The following is a 15,344-nucleotide window of genomic DNA, read 5'->3' on the forward strand; positions in this document are numbered from 1 at the left end:
GCTTTTACAATCCCAAGTAAGGTTCTGGGTCAACCTGAACCCCATTCTCATAAACCTCGAAATGCAGGTGGACACCTGTTGAATCCCCCGTTGTTCCCATTATCCCTAATTGTTGTCCTTGGGATACTTTTTGTCCGGGAGCAACCCGAAGGCTGCCCGCTTCCATGTGAGCGTATAAAGTTTGGAGTCCGTTTCCATGGTCGATTTTCACGTAGTAGCCCCATGAATTATGGTACCCGGCTACTAGAACGGTTCCCCCCTGGGCTGCGACAATCGGTCCCGATCCGGCAAAATCCATGCCCGCATGCAATTTCCACTCCCCTGTAAGAGGATGGATTCTGTATCCAAAAGGATCTGTTACAATCCCATTACTCGGACGAATGAAACCAGACGCGGTAACGCTCTTCGCTTCAGGCAGGGTTTCCCCCGCAGAGGCATACTCCACTACCTTGCTTTCTTCGAAGAAGCTTTCAGGAACAATCTCACCCGCCATTGCAACCGCGACCTCTTGTGCAGCCTGTTGTCGTACTACTTCTTCATCAGCGATCCGGCGTTGCTCCTCCTTCAGTTGATCGGAGAGGGTGCTCACCGTTCCGGCAAGATTCTGTTGCTCCTGATCAATCGCTTCTTTTTGTTCCACCGTAAGATCATACTCTTGGGCTAGCTGCTCGATTTGATTCTCCAGCCCTGCTTTCTGTGTCACCAAATTGGTTTTGGCTACTTGGATTTCCGCACTCAGTATTTCGAGGTTTTCCTGCTCGTCCTCAGCTGCCTGCTTTTTCTCCACCAGATCCATTTTGTCATTTTTCTGCTGGACGAGTATTTCCTTGTTGATGTTCATAATGTAAGTTACTAAGCCTATGTTCCCTATCATTTCCGCAAGGTTCTCCGAGTTGATAACTGCTTCCAGGAGAGTACGTGGATTTGTATCTGTTTGGACGGCTCTGGCTTGCACTTTAAGTTTTTCCCCTCTTAGTTCAATCCGTTCTTCCAGCGTTTCTGCTTCTTTACCCAATTCCTTTATTTTTTCCTCAGAAATCTGCAATTTTCCCTGCTGTTCAACTAATTGTAGGGTGAGCTTGTCGATTTCCTTTTGCAGGGTGATTGTTCCAACCCCAAGTTGCTCTTTCTTTGCCTCCAATGTGTCCAATAGCTCTTGTTGCCCTGAAGAATTCTCATCCAATTCTTGGATTCTGCTTTCCAATTCCGTTTTTTGTTGATTGAGCTCTTCCAGCGTATCAGCTTTCACATCCAAAGGTACCACCAGTAAACTTAAAAGCGTGGGAATTCCTAAAATCCTGAACATCTGCTTTCTATTCATGTATCCTCCTTAAATGCCGGCAAAATTTGCCCCTTTCTTTTGCTTATTTTACTGTACCAAGGAATTATGTAGGTTTTATGGAGTTGTTAATCTCCATAAAACCTACATAGTTTTACTCTATTCTTGTCTTAGAAAGTTATTCTGAATCTTATTTGCTTCACTAATGGAATTGGGTTCTTCGTAATTTTTTAATCTATCGTCCATTTCTTTACTAACGTGTTAGTTGTAGCATTGACGAAAAAATAAAAGGAGAGTTGAACATGGAATCGATTATATTTGTGGTACTGATGGTGGTTGGACACATGCTCATGATGTTTCTCATGCCTGGTATGCATGGCGGTCATAACCATAAAGGACATGGTCACGCGGATCCCGAATCGGAAGACAAGAAAAAGTTGGAAATTGAAAACAAACGGTTAAAAGAGGAATTGAACGTAGTAAAATCAAAAATAAATCAAAATGAATTGTGAGGGCAATTCCACATTGAAGCAGAAAATCATTCAAATTTCAGGGTTTATTTTCATTACCTTTTTCATCTTATCCCTTTCGGTGGCAGCAACCATCAACTTTACCTTCCTCTACTCGTTTGATATTGGTTACTTGAATATATCGGAATATGTAGGCATGCCGAAAGAGCAAATCTTAATGAACTATCGTATTCTGCTAGATTACCTGAATACCCCATGGATAGCGAAACTGGATATGCCGGATTTCCCTAGCTCAGTTAGCGGGTTATTCCACTTCACTGAAGTGAAGAAGTTGTTTATGCTGGACTACCTGATTCTGATTACTTCAGGGATAGGCTCCTTCTGGTTTATGCAGTATCTAAACAGAGAAGGGCAATACTGGCGACTTCTTCGATACTTCCAGTGGGGAATCTTGCTTCCGCTGGGTGTTGTTTTGGCTCTATTGATCAACTTTGATGTGCTGTTTGTGCTATTCCATCAGGTATTCTTTAACAATGATGCTTGGCTATTTAATCCCGCAACTGATCCCATCATCTTAGCGCTGCCGGCGGAGTTCTTTATGCATAGCTTCCTCCTGGCCTTCGGATTAATCGAAGTCCTGCTTGTAATTGGGTACTTCACTACTAAATATCGAATCTCTGCCCCAAGCCGTTGATTAAAAAGGTTATGGTTCATAAGAAAAGCAGGGCTCTCCATCGAAAGCATGGGAGCCCTGTTTTTATCGAAAATTTATCGATCTATGATTTTCCTTATACAGCATACTGGCTGGTCTGACCCGATTCTGGAAGGGGGTCAAACCAGCCAGTGCTTTTTTCGTTCCTGCTTCGTTTTATTTAGGGTCTAATTTCAAAAGCATGGCATTGATCGCAACAATAACGGTCGATAAGGACATGAGGACGGCGCCGAAGGCCGGACCCAAGGTAATGCCGATAGGAGCAAGGAGGCCAGCAGCAATTGGAATCGCGATAAAATTGTAGCCTGCTCCCCATACCAAGTTTTGTTTCATTTTACGTGTCGTCTTGTTTGCTAACTCGATAAAGGATTCAATATCCCCTGGATCAGACTGAGTAAGGATAATATCCGCAGAATCCAAAGCTACTTGCGTTCCAGCTCCGATTGCAATACCTACGTCTGCCAAGGCAAGGGAAGGTGCGTCATTGACCCCGTCTCCCACCATGATAACCGTCTTGTTTTGGTTTTTCATGGACTCGACCAGCTTGTACTTATCTTCCGGAGATTGATTGGCTTGGTATTGAATACCTAGAACTTCTGCAACTCCTTGTGCAGCTTCCTCGTTATCACCAGTAGCCATGAGTGGTTCAATTCCGTATTTTTTCAGCACCTCGATCAAGTTTCTGCTGGTTTCTTTCAGTTCATCTCCCAATGCGACAGCGCCGATTGCTTCATTATTTTCTACAAGGATACTTAAAGTAGCGCCTTTCGGAATATCCATACGCAATGCTTTTCCGTATGCCTTTTGGCTGATTAATTGATAGTGGTGGCCGTTCGCCTCCCCTTCTATTCCTGCTCCCGAAACGATTTCAATGGAGTCAAAGGAAACTGACTTAATGCCTTTCGCTTCAGCGTGGTTCACAATCGATTGGGCAATCGGGTGACTGGAGCCCGCCTCTATACCCGCCAACAAGCCTGTAATTTCTTCTTCAGAATATTTATCACTCAAAACAGTGACGTCCAACACTTTAAATTCACCAGTTGTTAAAGTACCTGTTTTATCCAATACCATAACATCCGCTTTAGTAGTTAATTCCAAAGCTTCTCTATTTTTAACCAGTAATCCTCGGCTTGCACCCAAACTAGTACTACGTGATACTACCAAGGGAATAGCAAGACCCAAAGCGTGTGGGCAGGCAATAACTAACGTAGTCACAGTAAAGATAACGGCTGTGGGTAGGTCCGCAATGATCATCCAGACTATTAGAGCGATTAAAGATACTACAACGGCAATGTAGAACAACCAGCTAGCTACTTTGTGAGCCACATTCTCTGCTCGAGATGGTTGGCTTTGTGCTTGGCTAATTAATGTTTGTACTTGTGAGATAAAGGACTTATCCCCTGTTTCTGTTACTTCTACATATAGGACACCACTACCATTTGTTGATCCACCAATGACTTGATCTTTAACATTCTTTTCGATTGGCTTAGATTCACCTGTTAAGAGGGCCTCGTTTACACGGGATTCTCCGCGAATAATGATACCATCAGCTGGAACATTTTCTCCTGCTTGAACACGGATAACATCTCCAACCTGAAGTTCAGACACAGGACGAGTTTCAATCGAATCATCTTCTAAAACAACATGAGCGGCTTTTGGCAATAATTCTGCTAGAGCTTTTTGCGCATCCCCTGCTTCACCCAATGCCTTCATTTCAATCCAGTGTCCTAATAACATGATTAAAAGTAACGTTGCAAACTCAAAGAAGAAGTCCATAACATGTTCTCCGGTCACATATCGAGCGGCCACTGCGTAAACACTATAGGCATAAGAAACCGTTATTCCCAAAGTAATCAAGGACATCATGCCTGGAGCTTTTGAATTAAACTCATCTTTCGCACCCATGTAGAATGGTTTTCCGCCATAAATGTATAGAATTGTTGCCAATACAGCTGCTACAACGTCTGCATAAGGAAAGATAATTTGGAAAGGCAACTGAATATCCATCAAAGGAGTAATGAGTAAGATTGCAATTCCTAATGGGAGTGACTTCAAGAAAATCTCCTTAAAGCTACCGTGATGGTGGTGGGCATGCCCTCCCATTGCGCCATGATCCATTTCACTGTGATCCATCTTGCTGTGATCCATCTGACTATGATCCATCTTGCTGTGATCCATCTTGCTGTGATCCATCTTGCTGTGATCCATCTTGCTGTGATCCATCTTGCTGTGATCCATCTTGCTGTGATCCATCTGACTATGGTCCATCTTGCTGTGATCCATCTTGCTGTGGTCCGTTGGTTTATTCGAACCGTTCTGTTGCTTGTTGTTCATAAACTTATCCTCCTCTTACCTCGATTAAAGAATGAGCCTCAGCTGTTCTCCCTGTTTCTTCATGAAGGATAAAAACTGAGGCTCCCCGAATAGAATCTGAATACAAAAAATTACCTAACTTACAAAATTTTTAAACTACCTTACTCCACTACTGAATACTTTGTGTCCTCTAAAACTGCGACAAATGTTGCTTTATCAATAACAGATCGTGTATTTATAGTAGCTTTTTTGCCTTTCAAATCAACAGACACTGATTCTACTCCCTTTATGGATTCGAATTTTTCTTTTACTCCCTTGGCGCAACCTTCACATTTCATGCCTTCTACGAATACTTCTTGTTTCATAAATTTTTCCTCATTTCTTTTTTTTATTATTAAATTTCTCTTTATCCTTTTTTGAAAGAAATGTTTCAACCGTCAGTCAACTATTAATGAAAACTAAAATGGGGTTGTGTGCAACAGTCGCAATTCTCCGCTTCATTGATCTCCCTTAAAAGATAGGGAATATCGGATAATGCTCCCAGAAACTCATCTTGCTTCGTTTTATTACCTTGAACGAGTGCAATTTTCTTGCTTTCATCAATAGACACGCTCTCCACTGCAGGGAATTTTTTTGTCTTTTCCGCTATTATGTTTAAGCATTTGAAACAAGATAAACTTATAGTTAACTCCATCCTCATTCTACCATCCCCAGTTTTTATTTCATAACAGAAGGTTGAAATCCTTTTAAACGTAATGCATTCAACAAAACAGAAATGGAACTGAAACTCATTGCTGCTGCTGCAATAACCGGGCTGAGCAGAGGACCTCCAAATGCATAAACAACACCCATCGCAAAGGGGATACCAAATATGTTGTACGCGAATGCCCAAAACAAGTTTTCTTTAATGTTTCGGATGGTGGATTTACTCAATTCAACAGCAGTAGGTACGTCCATGAGATCACTCCGCATTAAGACGACATCTGCTGATTCTATGGCTACATCCGTACCCGAACCGATTGCAATCCCTACATCTGCCTGGGCAAGAGCTGGAGCGTCATTGATTCCGTCGCCAACCATCCCTACCTTTTTGCCTTCATCCTGCAACTTCTTCACTTCATTAGCTTTATCTTCTGGTAAGACTTCGCTCAACACCCGATCGATGCCCACTTGCTTGGCGATGGCCTCAGCGGTCCGTTTGTTGTCTCCGGTGATCATGGCTACTTCGATTCCCATCTTATGCAGCTTCTTGATGGCACGTAAGCTGCTCTCTTTTACAGTATCCGCTACCGCAATGATTCCAGCGATTTTACCATCCTTTGCAATGTACATAGGCGTCTTACCTTGGCTTGCTAATGCATCGGAGGCAGATGCCAAATTTCCCAGACCAATATGCCTTTCGTCCATCAGCTTCTTGTTTCCGAGCAAGAGGTGTTGGCCATTGATTGTCACTTCAATCCCATGTCCTGGAATAGCATTAAACGTTTCTGTTTTCAAGAATGCTAGGCCCTTCTCTTCTGCGCTATTCACGATTGCCTCACCAAGTGGGTGCTCCGAGCCTTTTTCGGCGGAAGCAGAAAGAGTCAGTAATTCCGTTTCGGAAATCCCTTCAGCGGTGATAATATCCGTTACTTTTGGCTTCCCTTCTGTTATCGTACCCGTTTTGTCGAACACAATGGTGTTCAGCTTATGGGTCGTCTCCAACGCTGTCCCGCTCTTGAATAGCACGCCATGCTCTGCACCTTTTCCTGTCCCGATCATAATCGCTGTGGGAGTAGCCAGACCAAGCGCGCATGGGCACGCAATCACCAGTACCGAAATGGCTATAGTCAAGGCGAATACACCTGTTTGACCAGCAAAGTACCACGCTATCGCGGAAAGAATTGCAATCGCAATGACAATCGGAACAAAATACCCGGAAATGATATCAGCCATCTTAGCAATAGGGGCTTTGGATCCTTGGGCATCTTCCACTAGCTTGATAATTTGGGACAGCGCAGTGTCTTTTCCCACTTTTGTCGCCTTGTACCGAATCGTCCCATTTTTGTTGATACTCGCACCAATAATAGCATCTCCCACAGATTTTTCCACGGGGATACTTTCACCTGTGAGCATGGATTCATCTACCGACGTCAATCCTTCGATAACCACGCCATCTACCGGCATTTTCCCACCTGGCCTCACAACGATAATGTCGCCAACCACCACTTCATCAATGGAAATCTCTGACTCTTTTCCGTTTCGTACCACCAGTGCGGTTTTAGGTGCCAATCCCATAAGTTTTTTAATGGCTTCAGAAGTTTTTCCTTTTGTTAAGATCTCGAGATATTTCCCTAGGACAATTAAAGCTAAAATAACAGCTGCCGTTTCATAGTACAGTTCATTGGCATAGGCTACTTCTCCACGGAAAATCATCACTGTTGCAAATACCCCGTAAAGGAAAGCTGCACTAGTTCCTAGAGAAATCAGTGAATCCATATTAGGGTGCCCTTTAGACAATGCCTTGAACCCATTGCGATATATTTTACTGTTGACCACAACCACAGGGAGTGTCAGAACGAGTTGAACGATAGCAAAGGCTTCCGGGTTCATCATCGGGTTAATGAAATCAGGAAGGGGCGCATTTACCAAATGCCCCATTGCGATATAGAGTAACGGAGCTGTAAATAGCGCGGATATTAGAAACCTGTTCCAGAGACTCTTGATTTCTTTCTGTTTTTTTTCTTTATCCTGGTCTACCGTATCAGCAGTTGCTACTTCTTCATGTGCCTCATAACCTGAATCCATAACCGCCTTTATGATATCGGTAAGGTTCACCATACCCGGATCATACTCCACTACCAGTTTCTCCGTGGCCAGATTTACGGAGGAAAGATTTACTCCTCGTAGTTTCTGAGTTGCCTTTTCAATCGTCTGGGCGCATGAAGCACATGTCATCCCCTCAATATTGAATGTTTTCTTAACCGTATTTGAAATGGCTGTGTATCCTGCATCTGCCACTGCTTTTTGAATGTCTGCTTCCGTCAATGCTGAACTGTCAAACTGGATATTCATTTTTTCGGTTGCGAGATTAACGTTCGCAGTCTTTACTCCTGGTAATTTCTGAGCAGCTTTCTCTACAGTTTGTGCACAGGACGCACAGGTCATGCCGTCTATACTGAATACTTTATTCTCCATTTTTGCTTTTCCTCCCTATTTTCCATGTTGGTGTAGGTTGCACTGACATTGCCTAGGTAGACATCGGCAGCTAACCTCTTCCACAGCGGAAGTTCTTTTCTTTTCCAAAATCTCTTCCAAGTAGCGGATATCATTAAAGCTCAATACGTTGTCCTTGATTATTTCCCCAATCACATGTCCTATATCTTTGTTGCAAATACGGCTGAAAATATTGCCTGTGTAGTTTCGGACAGTAACTTCCTCAGCAACACGTGCCGTGTAGATAAACTTTTTCCCCTCTTGCTCAGTCGATAACGCGCCCTTTTCAACCAAACGACCCAACAGAGTTTTGATGGTGGTTGCCTTCCAGTTCATCTTATCTTCCAGGATCGAAATAACTTCCTTACTCGTGACATGATGGTTTGCCCAAACAACACGCATGACTTCCCATTCGGCATCAGTTATATGGGGAGTTAACGTTCCTGTTTTCATTTTTACCCCTTCTTCCCTGTTATTCGTTTACAAACGTAAACGTTTCTATGCTTATAATTTACACTTGTAAACATTATTTGTCAACTACTCTTTTCTGAATTTACAAAAAGATATACCGAGTCGATAGCGACGCGGTATCAAGGAAGTATGCTAATCTAACAATGCACTGAAATACGAGATTCTAACCTTCATTTGTAAATATTTAGCGTGTTCGCTTTACACGAACAAACGTACGTTCGTATAGTAGGGTATAGAACTTGCAGGAAGTCCTTATTCGTAACACGAACAGAATGGTGGAAGGTGAAAGTATGATAAAGGAACCCAGAAAGCGAACAGAGAAAGTATTTGAAGAGTACAACGACTACCAGGATAGAGGCATGGTTAAGTGGGCAACGGCATTCTCAATGGAAGAACTGACAAGGTCCATTTCTGCTGGAAAAGAAGAGGCTCTGAAGGATATCCCTATCCTCGCTCAAATGAATGCAAGTGATATTGACGAAGTATTAGCGGAGGCTCTGCAGAAAAACAGACCCGTATCCATTCAATTGAATCAAAAAGATTACCTCGGGCGCCAAACTGAATCGATAGTAGGGTATTTCAGAGGCTCTCTTACGGGAAATAAAATCTTCATTAACAATCAATGGATTTCACTGGAATCTATTCGCAATATACAGCTTTTACAAGAGGAAAAATGGTTCCAGATTCACGTCTTTACAAATATTCGAATGCAAAGAACCGGAAAGAATCCTAATCCAACCTCTTCCCCTATTGAAGAAAAAAACACGTTAGATACGGAAATTACCTGGGTTGAAGACTTCAATCAGAGCACGGAGTGGATAGAGTAATCGGATACTGCTGTTCAGCGCTTTTTCTGGTTTTCAAACTATTCCTTTCCTGATTCAGAAAGCGTATACTTGAACTTAAGGGGGAAGAATTCTTGGAATATTATGCGAGAGTAGTTGAAAGACTAGAATCCAGAGTAACTTCTACAACATCTTCTATTAAGATAGTAGAAGCATATATACATATGCAGTTGAATGCCGGTGTATCAGAAGAATACCTATCTGATTATTATGCAATCATAGACATTGAGACAGGTAGACTCGATGGCTTGAAAGAAGCACTGAGAATACTGCAATCAGAATTACTAAACTACCACTTGAGTCAGCTGTAGAAGTTGACCTCTTATTTAGAAGAGACTCTCTATACTAAAAGAAGGAACAAAGCTATATTTTATTAGCTGTGTTCCTTCTTTAATGTTCCGAGGTTTTTCGTCTGTAAGGAGGCTTTTTTTAGAGTCGTACCCTCTACCCGCAATTAATTCGTCTCTATCAAAATATCTGTTACTCTCTTTGCTGAATTTCCTCAATTAAAATTTTCATCTCCGCGATCTCTCGCTCCTGTGCAGCTATGATCTCATCTGCTAATTTTCGAACACGCTCGTCTTCTATCGTTGCTCGTTCACTAGCCAAGATGGCAATGGAATGGTGTGGAATCATAGCTTGCATGTAATCCACATCATCTATCGTCGCCTGACTGCGCACCAACCATAAAGAAACACCGAAGATTAAAAAACTCGCTCCCAGTATGATAATATTCCATTTCTTATTATCATACATCTTCCACATAAACGATAGCATCACAACCGCCATCACGGATCCCATAATCAACGTCATTAAGAGCCGCATCTCGCTGAAATAAATATGATTTAGCTGAAATACATTCAAGAACATCAAAAAATACATAATTACCGTAGAGACCAAAATCATAATTCCAAAGCGTACATACTTCTTCATAACAATCTCCTCCTAGTTGTAATTACTCTTTACATCTCCTATCTCCATTATAGCCACACGCGGATGACGGGTCAAAAATCCTATTTCAATTTTGAGGAGGTCGCCCGTCAATCCATCAAACGCCTCTAGGGCTAGTAGGCGTGTAAAAATTAGAAACTTTGACTAATCCCTATATTCGAGAATTTTGAAATGCATTTACTTTTAAGTTGATTTTCATTCAGTGCTCTCTCTTTTTAGACCTTCTGAAACAGAAGAGGTGGGTTCATCCTACCTTCTAGATCCACTCATAATCCCCACCACTTGATTTAGGTGTAACAGGGCTTTCTCCAAGAATGCCTGCTCGGACAAAACACAAACAGCGTGGCCTTCTTGTTGCAAAGCTTCCACTTTTTGCATCTTCAGACTTCGCGAATCTTCTTGAAAGAGATTGGTGTTCGCCTTCCCCACAACCAAGATTGTTGTATCTTTAGTGACAGCTGCTTGCGGTTTTCCTCCTAAGGCAGTGACTAATGCCTGCGCTTGTTTCCGAGAAAACGTATCCAATTTACCTGCAAATACAATTTTTTCGCCCCGCAACATAGTATCACCTGCCTTTCCCCTCAGCTGGAAGGGTTCTTTTCTCTATTTTACCCTTCTCGAAAGACTTTTATCAAGAACGATTAGCGAACGTGTATTCTTTTTGCAGAAAAAGGCCTTATATTACTCTCAACCTAACCTTAGACCCCTTTTTACTTTAAAGTGGGTGGGAAAATAAAGGGTTTTAAGACACTTTCAGATTGAAGAATGAACGACTCCCATTCAAATCTACTAAATTTAACGACAAATAAAAAATTCCTCGAGTATAATCGAAAAAACAAACAAATAAATAAGTTTTTAGAGTATAATCGAAATATATGCATAAAAATAAAATTATTAGCGTATGCTCGAATAAATATTTGGAAATGAGACATATTTCGCTTATGTCACAGGATTTTAGGAGGAACAGTATGTTTAATCGTCAGAGTTATTTAGATAAATTGATTCAGGCAAAAGACAGCGATTTTGTAAAAGTACTGACTGGGGTCCGTCGCTGTGGGAAATCAACCCTTTTAATGCTGTATAAAGACTGGCTGCTGGAGCGTGGCGTCGAAGAAAATCAAGTTATCGAAATCAGTTATGAGAGGATGGAAAATGAACCTTTGAAAGACGGCCACCGCCTCCATGCTTATCTAAGGGAACGGATTCCAGGACAGAAGCGGGTGTATCTGCTGATTGACGAAGCGCAGGAAATTCAGGGATGGGCTAAGGTTATCAATAGTCTCAAGGTGACGTTCAATGCGGATATTTATGTGACTGGGTCAAACTCCAGTCTTTTTTCTGGAGAATACCTTACTTATTTATCCGGACGGTATATTGAAATAAAGGTCTATCCCTTGTCTTTCCGTGAGTTTTTGGAGTTTAAACAGTACGATACGGTAAATAACCTAGAACAACATTATCAAGAATATCTCCGCAGCGGATCCTTCCCCGCAGTGAACCTGGTGGAAGACGAAAATTTGATTCGAACGATTAACCAAGGACTCTTTGATTCTATTTTCTCAAGAGATATTATTAGCCGCGGTGAAATAAGAGAAATTGGTGGCTTCTACAAGGTCGCAAAATTTGTATTTGATAACATTGGCAACAGTCTGTCCACCAATAAAATAGCCAATACGTTGCGCTCTGAGGGATCAAAAATCAGTCATGACACAGTGGATAATTACTTGATGTTGATGTGTAACGCCTATATTCTCTACCAGTGCAGTCGTTATGATATACGCGGGAAAGAGCTCTTACGGACAAACGGAAAGTATTATATTGTCGATATGGGGTTACGCAATCAATTGATCGGCTATAAGTCTTCCAATATGGGACATGATCTTGAAAACATTGTGTTCTTAGAGTTAATCAGACGAGGATACCAGGTTTTTGTTGGCAAAAACGGGACCGCCGAAATTGATTTCATTGCGGAAAGATCGGAGACGAAAATGTATATTCAAGTCTCTCTATCGGTGATGGACGAGCAGACAAAAGAACGAGAATTCAAAGCTTTTGAAAAAATTACCGATAACTATCCGAAATGGTTGATTACGATGGATCGCTTGGATATGTCCCAAAATGGCATCCTTCACAAAAATGTATTTGATTTTCTATTGGAAGAGTAGCGGTATCCATTTAAAGCCGTGAGCAACTCTTCTGTTCTTCCTTCCATTAAATGAAAAGCGACTCTTTCTGATTTATCTACAGAAAGAGTCACTTTTTATATAAGTCAGTGCGAAATTAAATCCTTGCGGGTAATTCTCCTGTTAAATAAAATTTTAAATAATACGCTAAAAATGCATAGAGTTCCCATCTATGCATTCAAATATAGTAAGTTTACTGTAAAGAAATCAGTACAGTGGCCGTTAACAGAGACTAATAAAAGCCTATCAGCGCTAAACTAAATTGGCTCTTACATAAATTTGGTGAGTATCATAATACATCTGTTTGTATTTATTGGAGTATGAATCATAGTAAGTACTTTTGAGTTTTGACTATTTTATTCTCACTTGCAAAGTATCAACCCGTAAAAAATAAGTATGTGCTCATCAATTGAAGATGGCACATACTTATTCTAGTTGCTTATGGAATTATATTACTTTCCTATTATCTTGTTTTAGTTTGAAGATTTAGTACCTGTCTAGACCTGTAATTTGAAATCAATTCATCGTAACTTTGATTTTTACCAAATAGCGCAGACGTACCAAGAACAAAGCCTTTCACGCCTAAGGACCTCCACTTTTGAATCTTATCTGGGGTTATTGCACCATCAACAACTAATTCAAAATGATGATCAGTTTTGAGTATTAGTAGTTGATGGATTTTATCATCAACAAAGTCTAAATATTTTTGGCCCGAAAAACCTACATAAACCGTCATTACCAAAACATAATCTACAAGAGGTAATAGTTCTTGTATCTCAGAAATTGATGTACCTGGATTTAGGACGATACCCGCCTTTTTTCCGTAACTTTTTATTTTATATAACGTTGATTCAGGTAGGTTCTCAGAGTTAGGATGGATATATATGATATCCGCTCCTAATTCAGCGAACATTTGGACATAGGCACTTGGTTTTTCTACCATTAAGTGAACATCTAGCATTAAATCAGTCGTTTCTCGAATGACCTTAAAATCTTGTAACCCCATACCAATTGTAGGAACATATTTTCCGTCCATAATATCAATGTGGAATATATCTGCACCGGCCTTTTCTAAGCTGGTTACTTCATTTTTCAAGTTACCAAAGTCTGCGCACATCATTGACGGACATAAGTATATATCAGCCATTGAATCCTCCGTTTCATTCTAAATTTATCATTTACTCAGAAAAAAATATCTGATAAAACTTGACTAACTCCACTACTGTTATTATCTGGACAAATTATATCTGCCATTTCTTTAACTAACGGTGAAGCGTTATGCATTGCAATAGCTAAACCAGATAAATTCAACATTTGTATGTCATTCTGTTGGTCACCTATAGCAATTACATTTTCTCGATCAATCTCTAACGAGCGCATAATTTTCTTTAAACCAGATGCTTTATCAACATTTTCTTTCAAAATCTCAAAATACATTTCATCACTACGTACGCAGTTATATTTTTCGACAAACCACTGAGGGAGTAGCTGAGTTTTATGATTCAACATTTCGCTATCAGCTGTGAATAAAGCTTTATGGATATGCTCATGATTAGCAAGGGCTGACGGAGTTTTCGTAAAGATATCCATATCAGATAAATAAGCGTCTAAAATAATGTACTTGTTGATTGGATTGTTATGGGTAATCAATTGATTGCTATCTAAGAAATGCAAGCTTATTTCTAAGTCATCAGCCATTTGGATTATCTCTTCGATTTCACTCCGCTTAAAATGCTCTTCATGAATGATTTTGTCTTGAATCACGTTATACACGACTGCACCATTGTTGCAGACCAAAAAATCAATGTCCCCGTGCTCAAACATATTTAGATACGGCTTTACTCCAGAAATTGGTCTACCTGTACTTATGACAGTAAAGATACCTTTTTCTTTGACTTGTTTAATTGCTTTTATGTTTTCCTCAGTCAATTTCTTTTCATCATTAAGCAATGTCCCGTCCATATCCATCGCTATTAGTTTGTACAAATTATACACCTACTTAAAATATAGTTTTGGGGTTGCAATGACTACTTCCTCCGCAGCTTGAGAGATACTTATCGCTTCGTCCGGTAAAACAAGGATGCTCATCCCAGCCAGTATGCTATGACCATCAACACACATACTTCCTTTGGAAACGGTGATAGCTACCGCCACGTCTGTGGTATTGTGATATACATTCTCTAAAGTTTTTCTTACCATAGTATATGGCTGTTCTGATACCAGAGTGTCTTTTGGAAATGCGCTGCTTTTAACACGGTTTTCGGTATTCAAGGTCTCTATTGCATCGTCTAAATGTAGGTCTCGAAGTTTTCCGTCATTGTCTAAACGATTATAGTCAAAAAAACGATATGTGATATCTGTCGATTGTTGGATTTCATAAACAAGGGATCCACGTGTCAAAGCGTGAAGAGTACCCGAAGGGATATACACTACATCATCTTTCGAAACAATGATTTTACCAACTACACTTTCATAGTCTCCGTTCAGAATACTCCGCTTGATTTCCCTTTTATCCTCTATCAGTGAATCAGCATATATCCAGCCTTCGCTGGGAGGCTCAATAAAATACCATGATTCACTCTTACCATATAAGGCATTTTCATGAGTTATAGCATACTCATCGGTTGGGTGAACTTGTATACTTAGATTTTCATCTGCGCTAGTGAACGAAATAATGATTGGATAATCAAAACCTGCTGTGATTCCGAATTTTTCAGGGGCTGCTTTTACAGCTTCATAAAGGGTACGGTGCTCATCCCCTGCTAAAATTTCATTGCTCAGCGCTTCAATGCCGGATACAGAATAGACCGATCCTATTCTATCAATATGGGAATCTCCTGAGTATTGGTGCAGCCGAGGGGTTCCCCAAATTCTTTCCTTTGAAACTGGCTTAAGTACTATCATTTTTCGATCTCCCTTACATCA

Annotated in this window: 15 protein-coding genes; 5 read left to right on the plus strand and 10 right to left on the minus strand. The window is 40.8% G+C overall.

Going from position 1 to position 15,344, the window contains the following annotated elements; genetic code table 11:
• Positions 1-4: 4 nt before the first annotated feature.
• Positions 5-1,321, minus strand: a complete 1,317-nt coding sequence (locus ACKPCD_RS00985; RefSeq protein WP_086943876.1) for a M23 family metallopeptidase — start codon at positions 1,319-1,321, stop codon at positions 5-7.
• Between the two features lie 260 nt (positions 1,322-1,581).
• Here ACKPCD_RS00985 and ACKPCD_RS00990 point away from each other — a divergent pair, with 260 nt between their 5' ends.
• Both ACKPCD_RS00990 and ACKPCD_RS00995 read left to right on the plus strand, forming a co-directional pair.
• Positions 1,582-1,791 (plus strand): adhesion protein, encoded by a 210-nt coding sequence (locus ACKPCD_RS00990; protein ID WP_069286380.1) that lies wholly within the window; start codon positions 1,582-1,584, stop codon positions 1,789-1,791.
• Between the two features lie 13 nt (positions 1,792-1,804).
• Positions 1,805-2,443: a TIGR01906 family membrane protein gene (locus tag ACKPCD_RS00995; RefSeq protein WP_321433739.1), complete on the plus strand. Its 639-nt coding sequence runs from the start codon at positions 1,805-1,807 to the stop codon at positions 2,441-2,443.
• 174 nt (positions 2,444-2,617) lie between these two features.
• Here ACKPCD_RS00995 and ACKPCD_RS01000 read toward each other — a convergent pair whose 3' ends face one another.
• From ACKPCD_RS01000 to ACKPCD_RS01015, 4 genes are all read right to left on the minus strand, one after another.
• Positions 2,618-4,714, minus strand: a complete 2,097-nt coding sequence (locus tag ACKPCD_RS01000) for a heavy metal translocating P-type ATPase (protein ID WP_321434520.1) — start codon at positions 4,712-4,714, stop codon at positions 2,618-2,620.
• Between the two features lie 221 nt (positions 4,715-4,935).
• Positions 4,936-5,139 carry a heavy-metal-associated domain-containing protein gene (locus tag ACKPCD_RS01005; protein ID WP_068561777.1) on the minus strand — a complete coding sequence of 68 codons (204 nt, stop codon included), beginning with the start codon at positions 5,137-5,139 and terminating at the stop codon, positions 4,936-4,938.
• 352 nt (positions 5,140-5,491) lie between these two features.
• Positions 5,492-7,951 (minus strand): heavy metal translocating P-type ATPase, encoded by a 2,460-nt coding sequence (locus ACKPCD_RS01010; RefSeq protein ID WP_321433740.1) that lies wholly within the window; start codon positions 7,949-7,951, stop codon positions 5,492-5,494.
• 15 nt (positions 7,952-7,966) lie between these two features.
• Positions 7,967-8,422, minus strand: coding sequence for a CopY/TcrY family copper transport repressor (locus tag ACKPCD_RS01015; RefSeq protein ID WP_068624654.1), 456 nt, complete (start codon positions 8,420-8,422; stop codon positions 7,967-7,969).
• Between the two features lie 308 nt (positions 8,423-8,730).
• On the opposite strand from ACKPCD_RS01015, the gene ACKPCD_RS01020 reads away from it, so the two are divergent.
• Positions 8,731-9,267: a hypothetical protein gene (locus ACKPCD_RS01020; protein ID WP_321433741.1), complete on the plus strand. Its 537-nt coding sequence runs from the start codon at positions 8,731-8,733 to the stop codon at positions 9,265-9,267.
• A 92-nt stretch (positions 9,268-9,359) separates the two neighbouring features.
• Positions 9,360-9,596, plus strand: coding sequence for a hypothetical protein (locus ACKPCD_RS01025; RefSeq protein WP_068561782.1), 237 nt, complete (start codon positions 9,360-9,362; stop codon positions 9,594-9,596).
• A gap of 169 nt (positions 9,597-9,765) precedes the next feature.
• Here the strand turns inward: ACKPCD_RS01025 and ACKPCD_RS01030 are convergent, their stop codons facing one another.
• Together ACKPCD_RS01030 and ACKPCD_RS01035 are read right to left on the minus strand one after the other, a co-directional pair.
• Entirely contained in the window at positions 9,766-10,218 is a 453-nt protein-coding gene (locus tag ACKPCD_RS01030; protein ID WP_068561783.1) for a DUF305 domain-containing protein, read from the minus strand.
• Between the two features lie 267 nt (positions 10,219-10,485).
• Positions 10,486-10,797, minus strand: a complete 312-nt coding sequence (locus ACKPCD_RS01035) for a BRCT domain-containing protein (RefSeq protein ID WP_086988504.1) — start codon at positions 10,795-10,797, stop codon at positions 10,486-10,488.
• A gap of 407 nt (positions 10,798-11,204) precedes the next feature.
• Here ACKPCD_RS01035 and ACKPCD_RS01040 point away from each other — a divergent pair, with 407 nt between their 5' ends.
• Positions 11,205-12,401, plus strand: coding sequence for an ATP-binding protein (locus ACKPCD_RS01040; protein ID WP_086988505.1), 1,197 nt, complete (start codon positions 11,205-11,207; stop codon positions 12,399-12,401).
• Between the two features lie 481 nt (positions 12,402-12,882).
• Here the strand turns inward: ACKPCD_RS01040 and ACKPCD_RS01045 are convergent, their stop codons facing one another.
• The 3 genes from ACKPCD_RS01045 to ACKPCD_RS01055 are packed head-to-tail and all read right to left on the minus strand — an operon-like array spanning position 12,883 to position 15,323.
• Positions 12,883-13,566, minus strand: a complete 684-nt coding sequence (locus tag ACKPCD_RS01045) for a ribulose-phosphate 3-epimerase (protein ID WP_321433742.1) — start codon at positions 13,564-13,566, stop codon at positions 12,883-12,885.
• 35 nt (positions 13,567-13,601) lie between these two features.
• Positions 13,602-14,405: a Cof-type HAD-IIB family hydrolase gene (locus ACKPCD_RS01050; protein WP_086988507.1), complete on the minus strand. Its 804-nt coding sequence runs from the start codon at positions 14,403-14,405 to the stop codon at positions 13,602-13,604.
• A gap of 9 nt (positions 14,406-14,414) precedes the next feature.
• A complete protein-coding gene (locus ACKPCD_RS01055) occupies positions 14,415-15,323 on the minus strand; it encodes a class I mannose-6-phosphate isomerase (RefSeq protein ID WP_086988508.1) in 909 nt (302 codons plus the stop codon).
• Positions 15,324-15,344 lie beyond the last annotated feature (21 nt).

Source organism: Trichococcus flocculiformis (assembly GCF_963662535.1).
GTDB lineage: Bacteria > Bacillota > Bacilli > Lactobacillales > Aerococcaceae > Trichococcus > Trichococcus flocculiformis.

What these genes read in the sequence shown, in the direction of transcription:
- ACKPCD_RS01005 (WP_068561777.1), bottom strand. Translation starts at nt 5,139, where the DNA reads ATGAAACAAGAAGTATTCGTAGAAGGCATGAAATGTGAAGGTTGCGCC.
- ACKPCD_RS01055 (WP_086988508.1), bottom strand. Translation starts at nt 15,323, where the DNA reads ATGATAGTACTTAAGCCAGTTTCAAAGGAAAGAATTTGGGGAACCCCT.
- ACKPCD_RS01045 (WP_321433742.1), bottom strand. Translation starts at nt 13,566, where the DNA reads ATGGCTGATATATACTTATGTCCGTCAATGATGTGCGCAGACTTTGGT.
- ACKPCD_RS01015 (WP_068624654.1), bottom strand. Translation starts at nt 8,422, where the DNA reads ATGAAAACAGGAACGTTAACTCCCCATATAACTGATGCCGAATGGGAA.
- ACKPCD_RS00990 (WP_069286380.1), top strand. Translation starts at nt 1,582, where the DNA reads ATGGAATCGATTATATTTGTGGTACTGATGGTGGTTGGACACATGCTC.
- ACKPCD_RS01030 (WP_068561783.1), bottom strand. Translation starts at nt 10,218, where the DNA reads ATGAAGAAGTATGTACGCTTTGGAATTATGATTTTGGTCTCTACGGTA.
- ACKPCD_RS01010 (WP_321433740.1), bottom strand. Translation starts at nt 7,951, where the DNA reads ATGGAGAATAAAGTATTCAGTATAGACGGCATGACCTGTGCGTCCTGT.
- ACKPCD_RS01040 (WP_086988505.1), top strand. Translation starts at nt 11,205, where the DNA reads ATGTTTAATCGTCAGAGTTATTTAGATAAATTGATTCAGGCAAAAGAC.
- ACKPCD_RS01000 (WP_321434520.1), bottom strand. Translation starts at nt 4,714, where the DNA reads ATGGATCACAGCAAGATGGATCACAGCAAGATGGATCACAGCAAGATG.
- ACKPCD_RS01020 (WP_321433741.1), top strand. Translation starts at nt 8,731, where the DNA reads ATGATAAAGGAACCCAGAAAGCGAACAGAGAAAGTATTTGAAGAGTAC.
- ACKPCD_RS00985 (WP_086943876.1), bottom strand. Translation starts at nt 1,321, where the DNA reads ATGAATAGAAAGCAGATGTTCAGGATTTTAGGAATTCCCACGCTTTTA.
- ACKPCD_RS01035 (WP_086988504.1), bottom strand. Translation starts at nt 10,797, where the DNA reads ATGTTGCGGGGCGAAAAAATTGTATTTGCAGGTAAATTGGATACGTTT.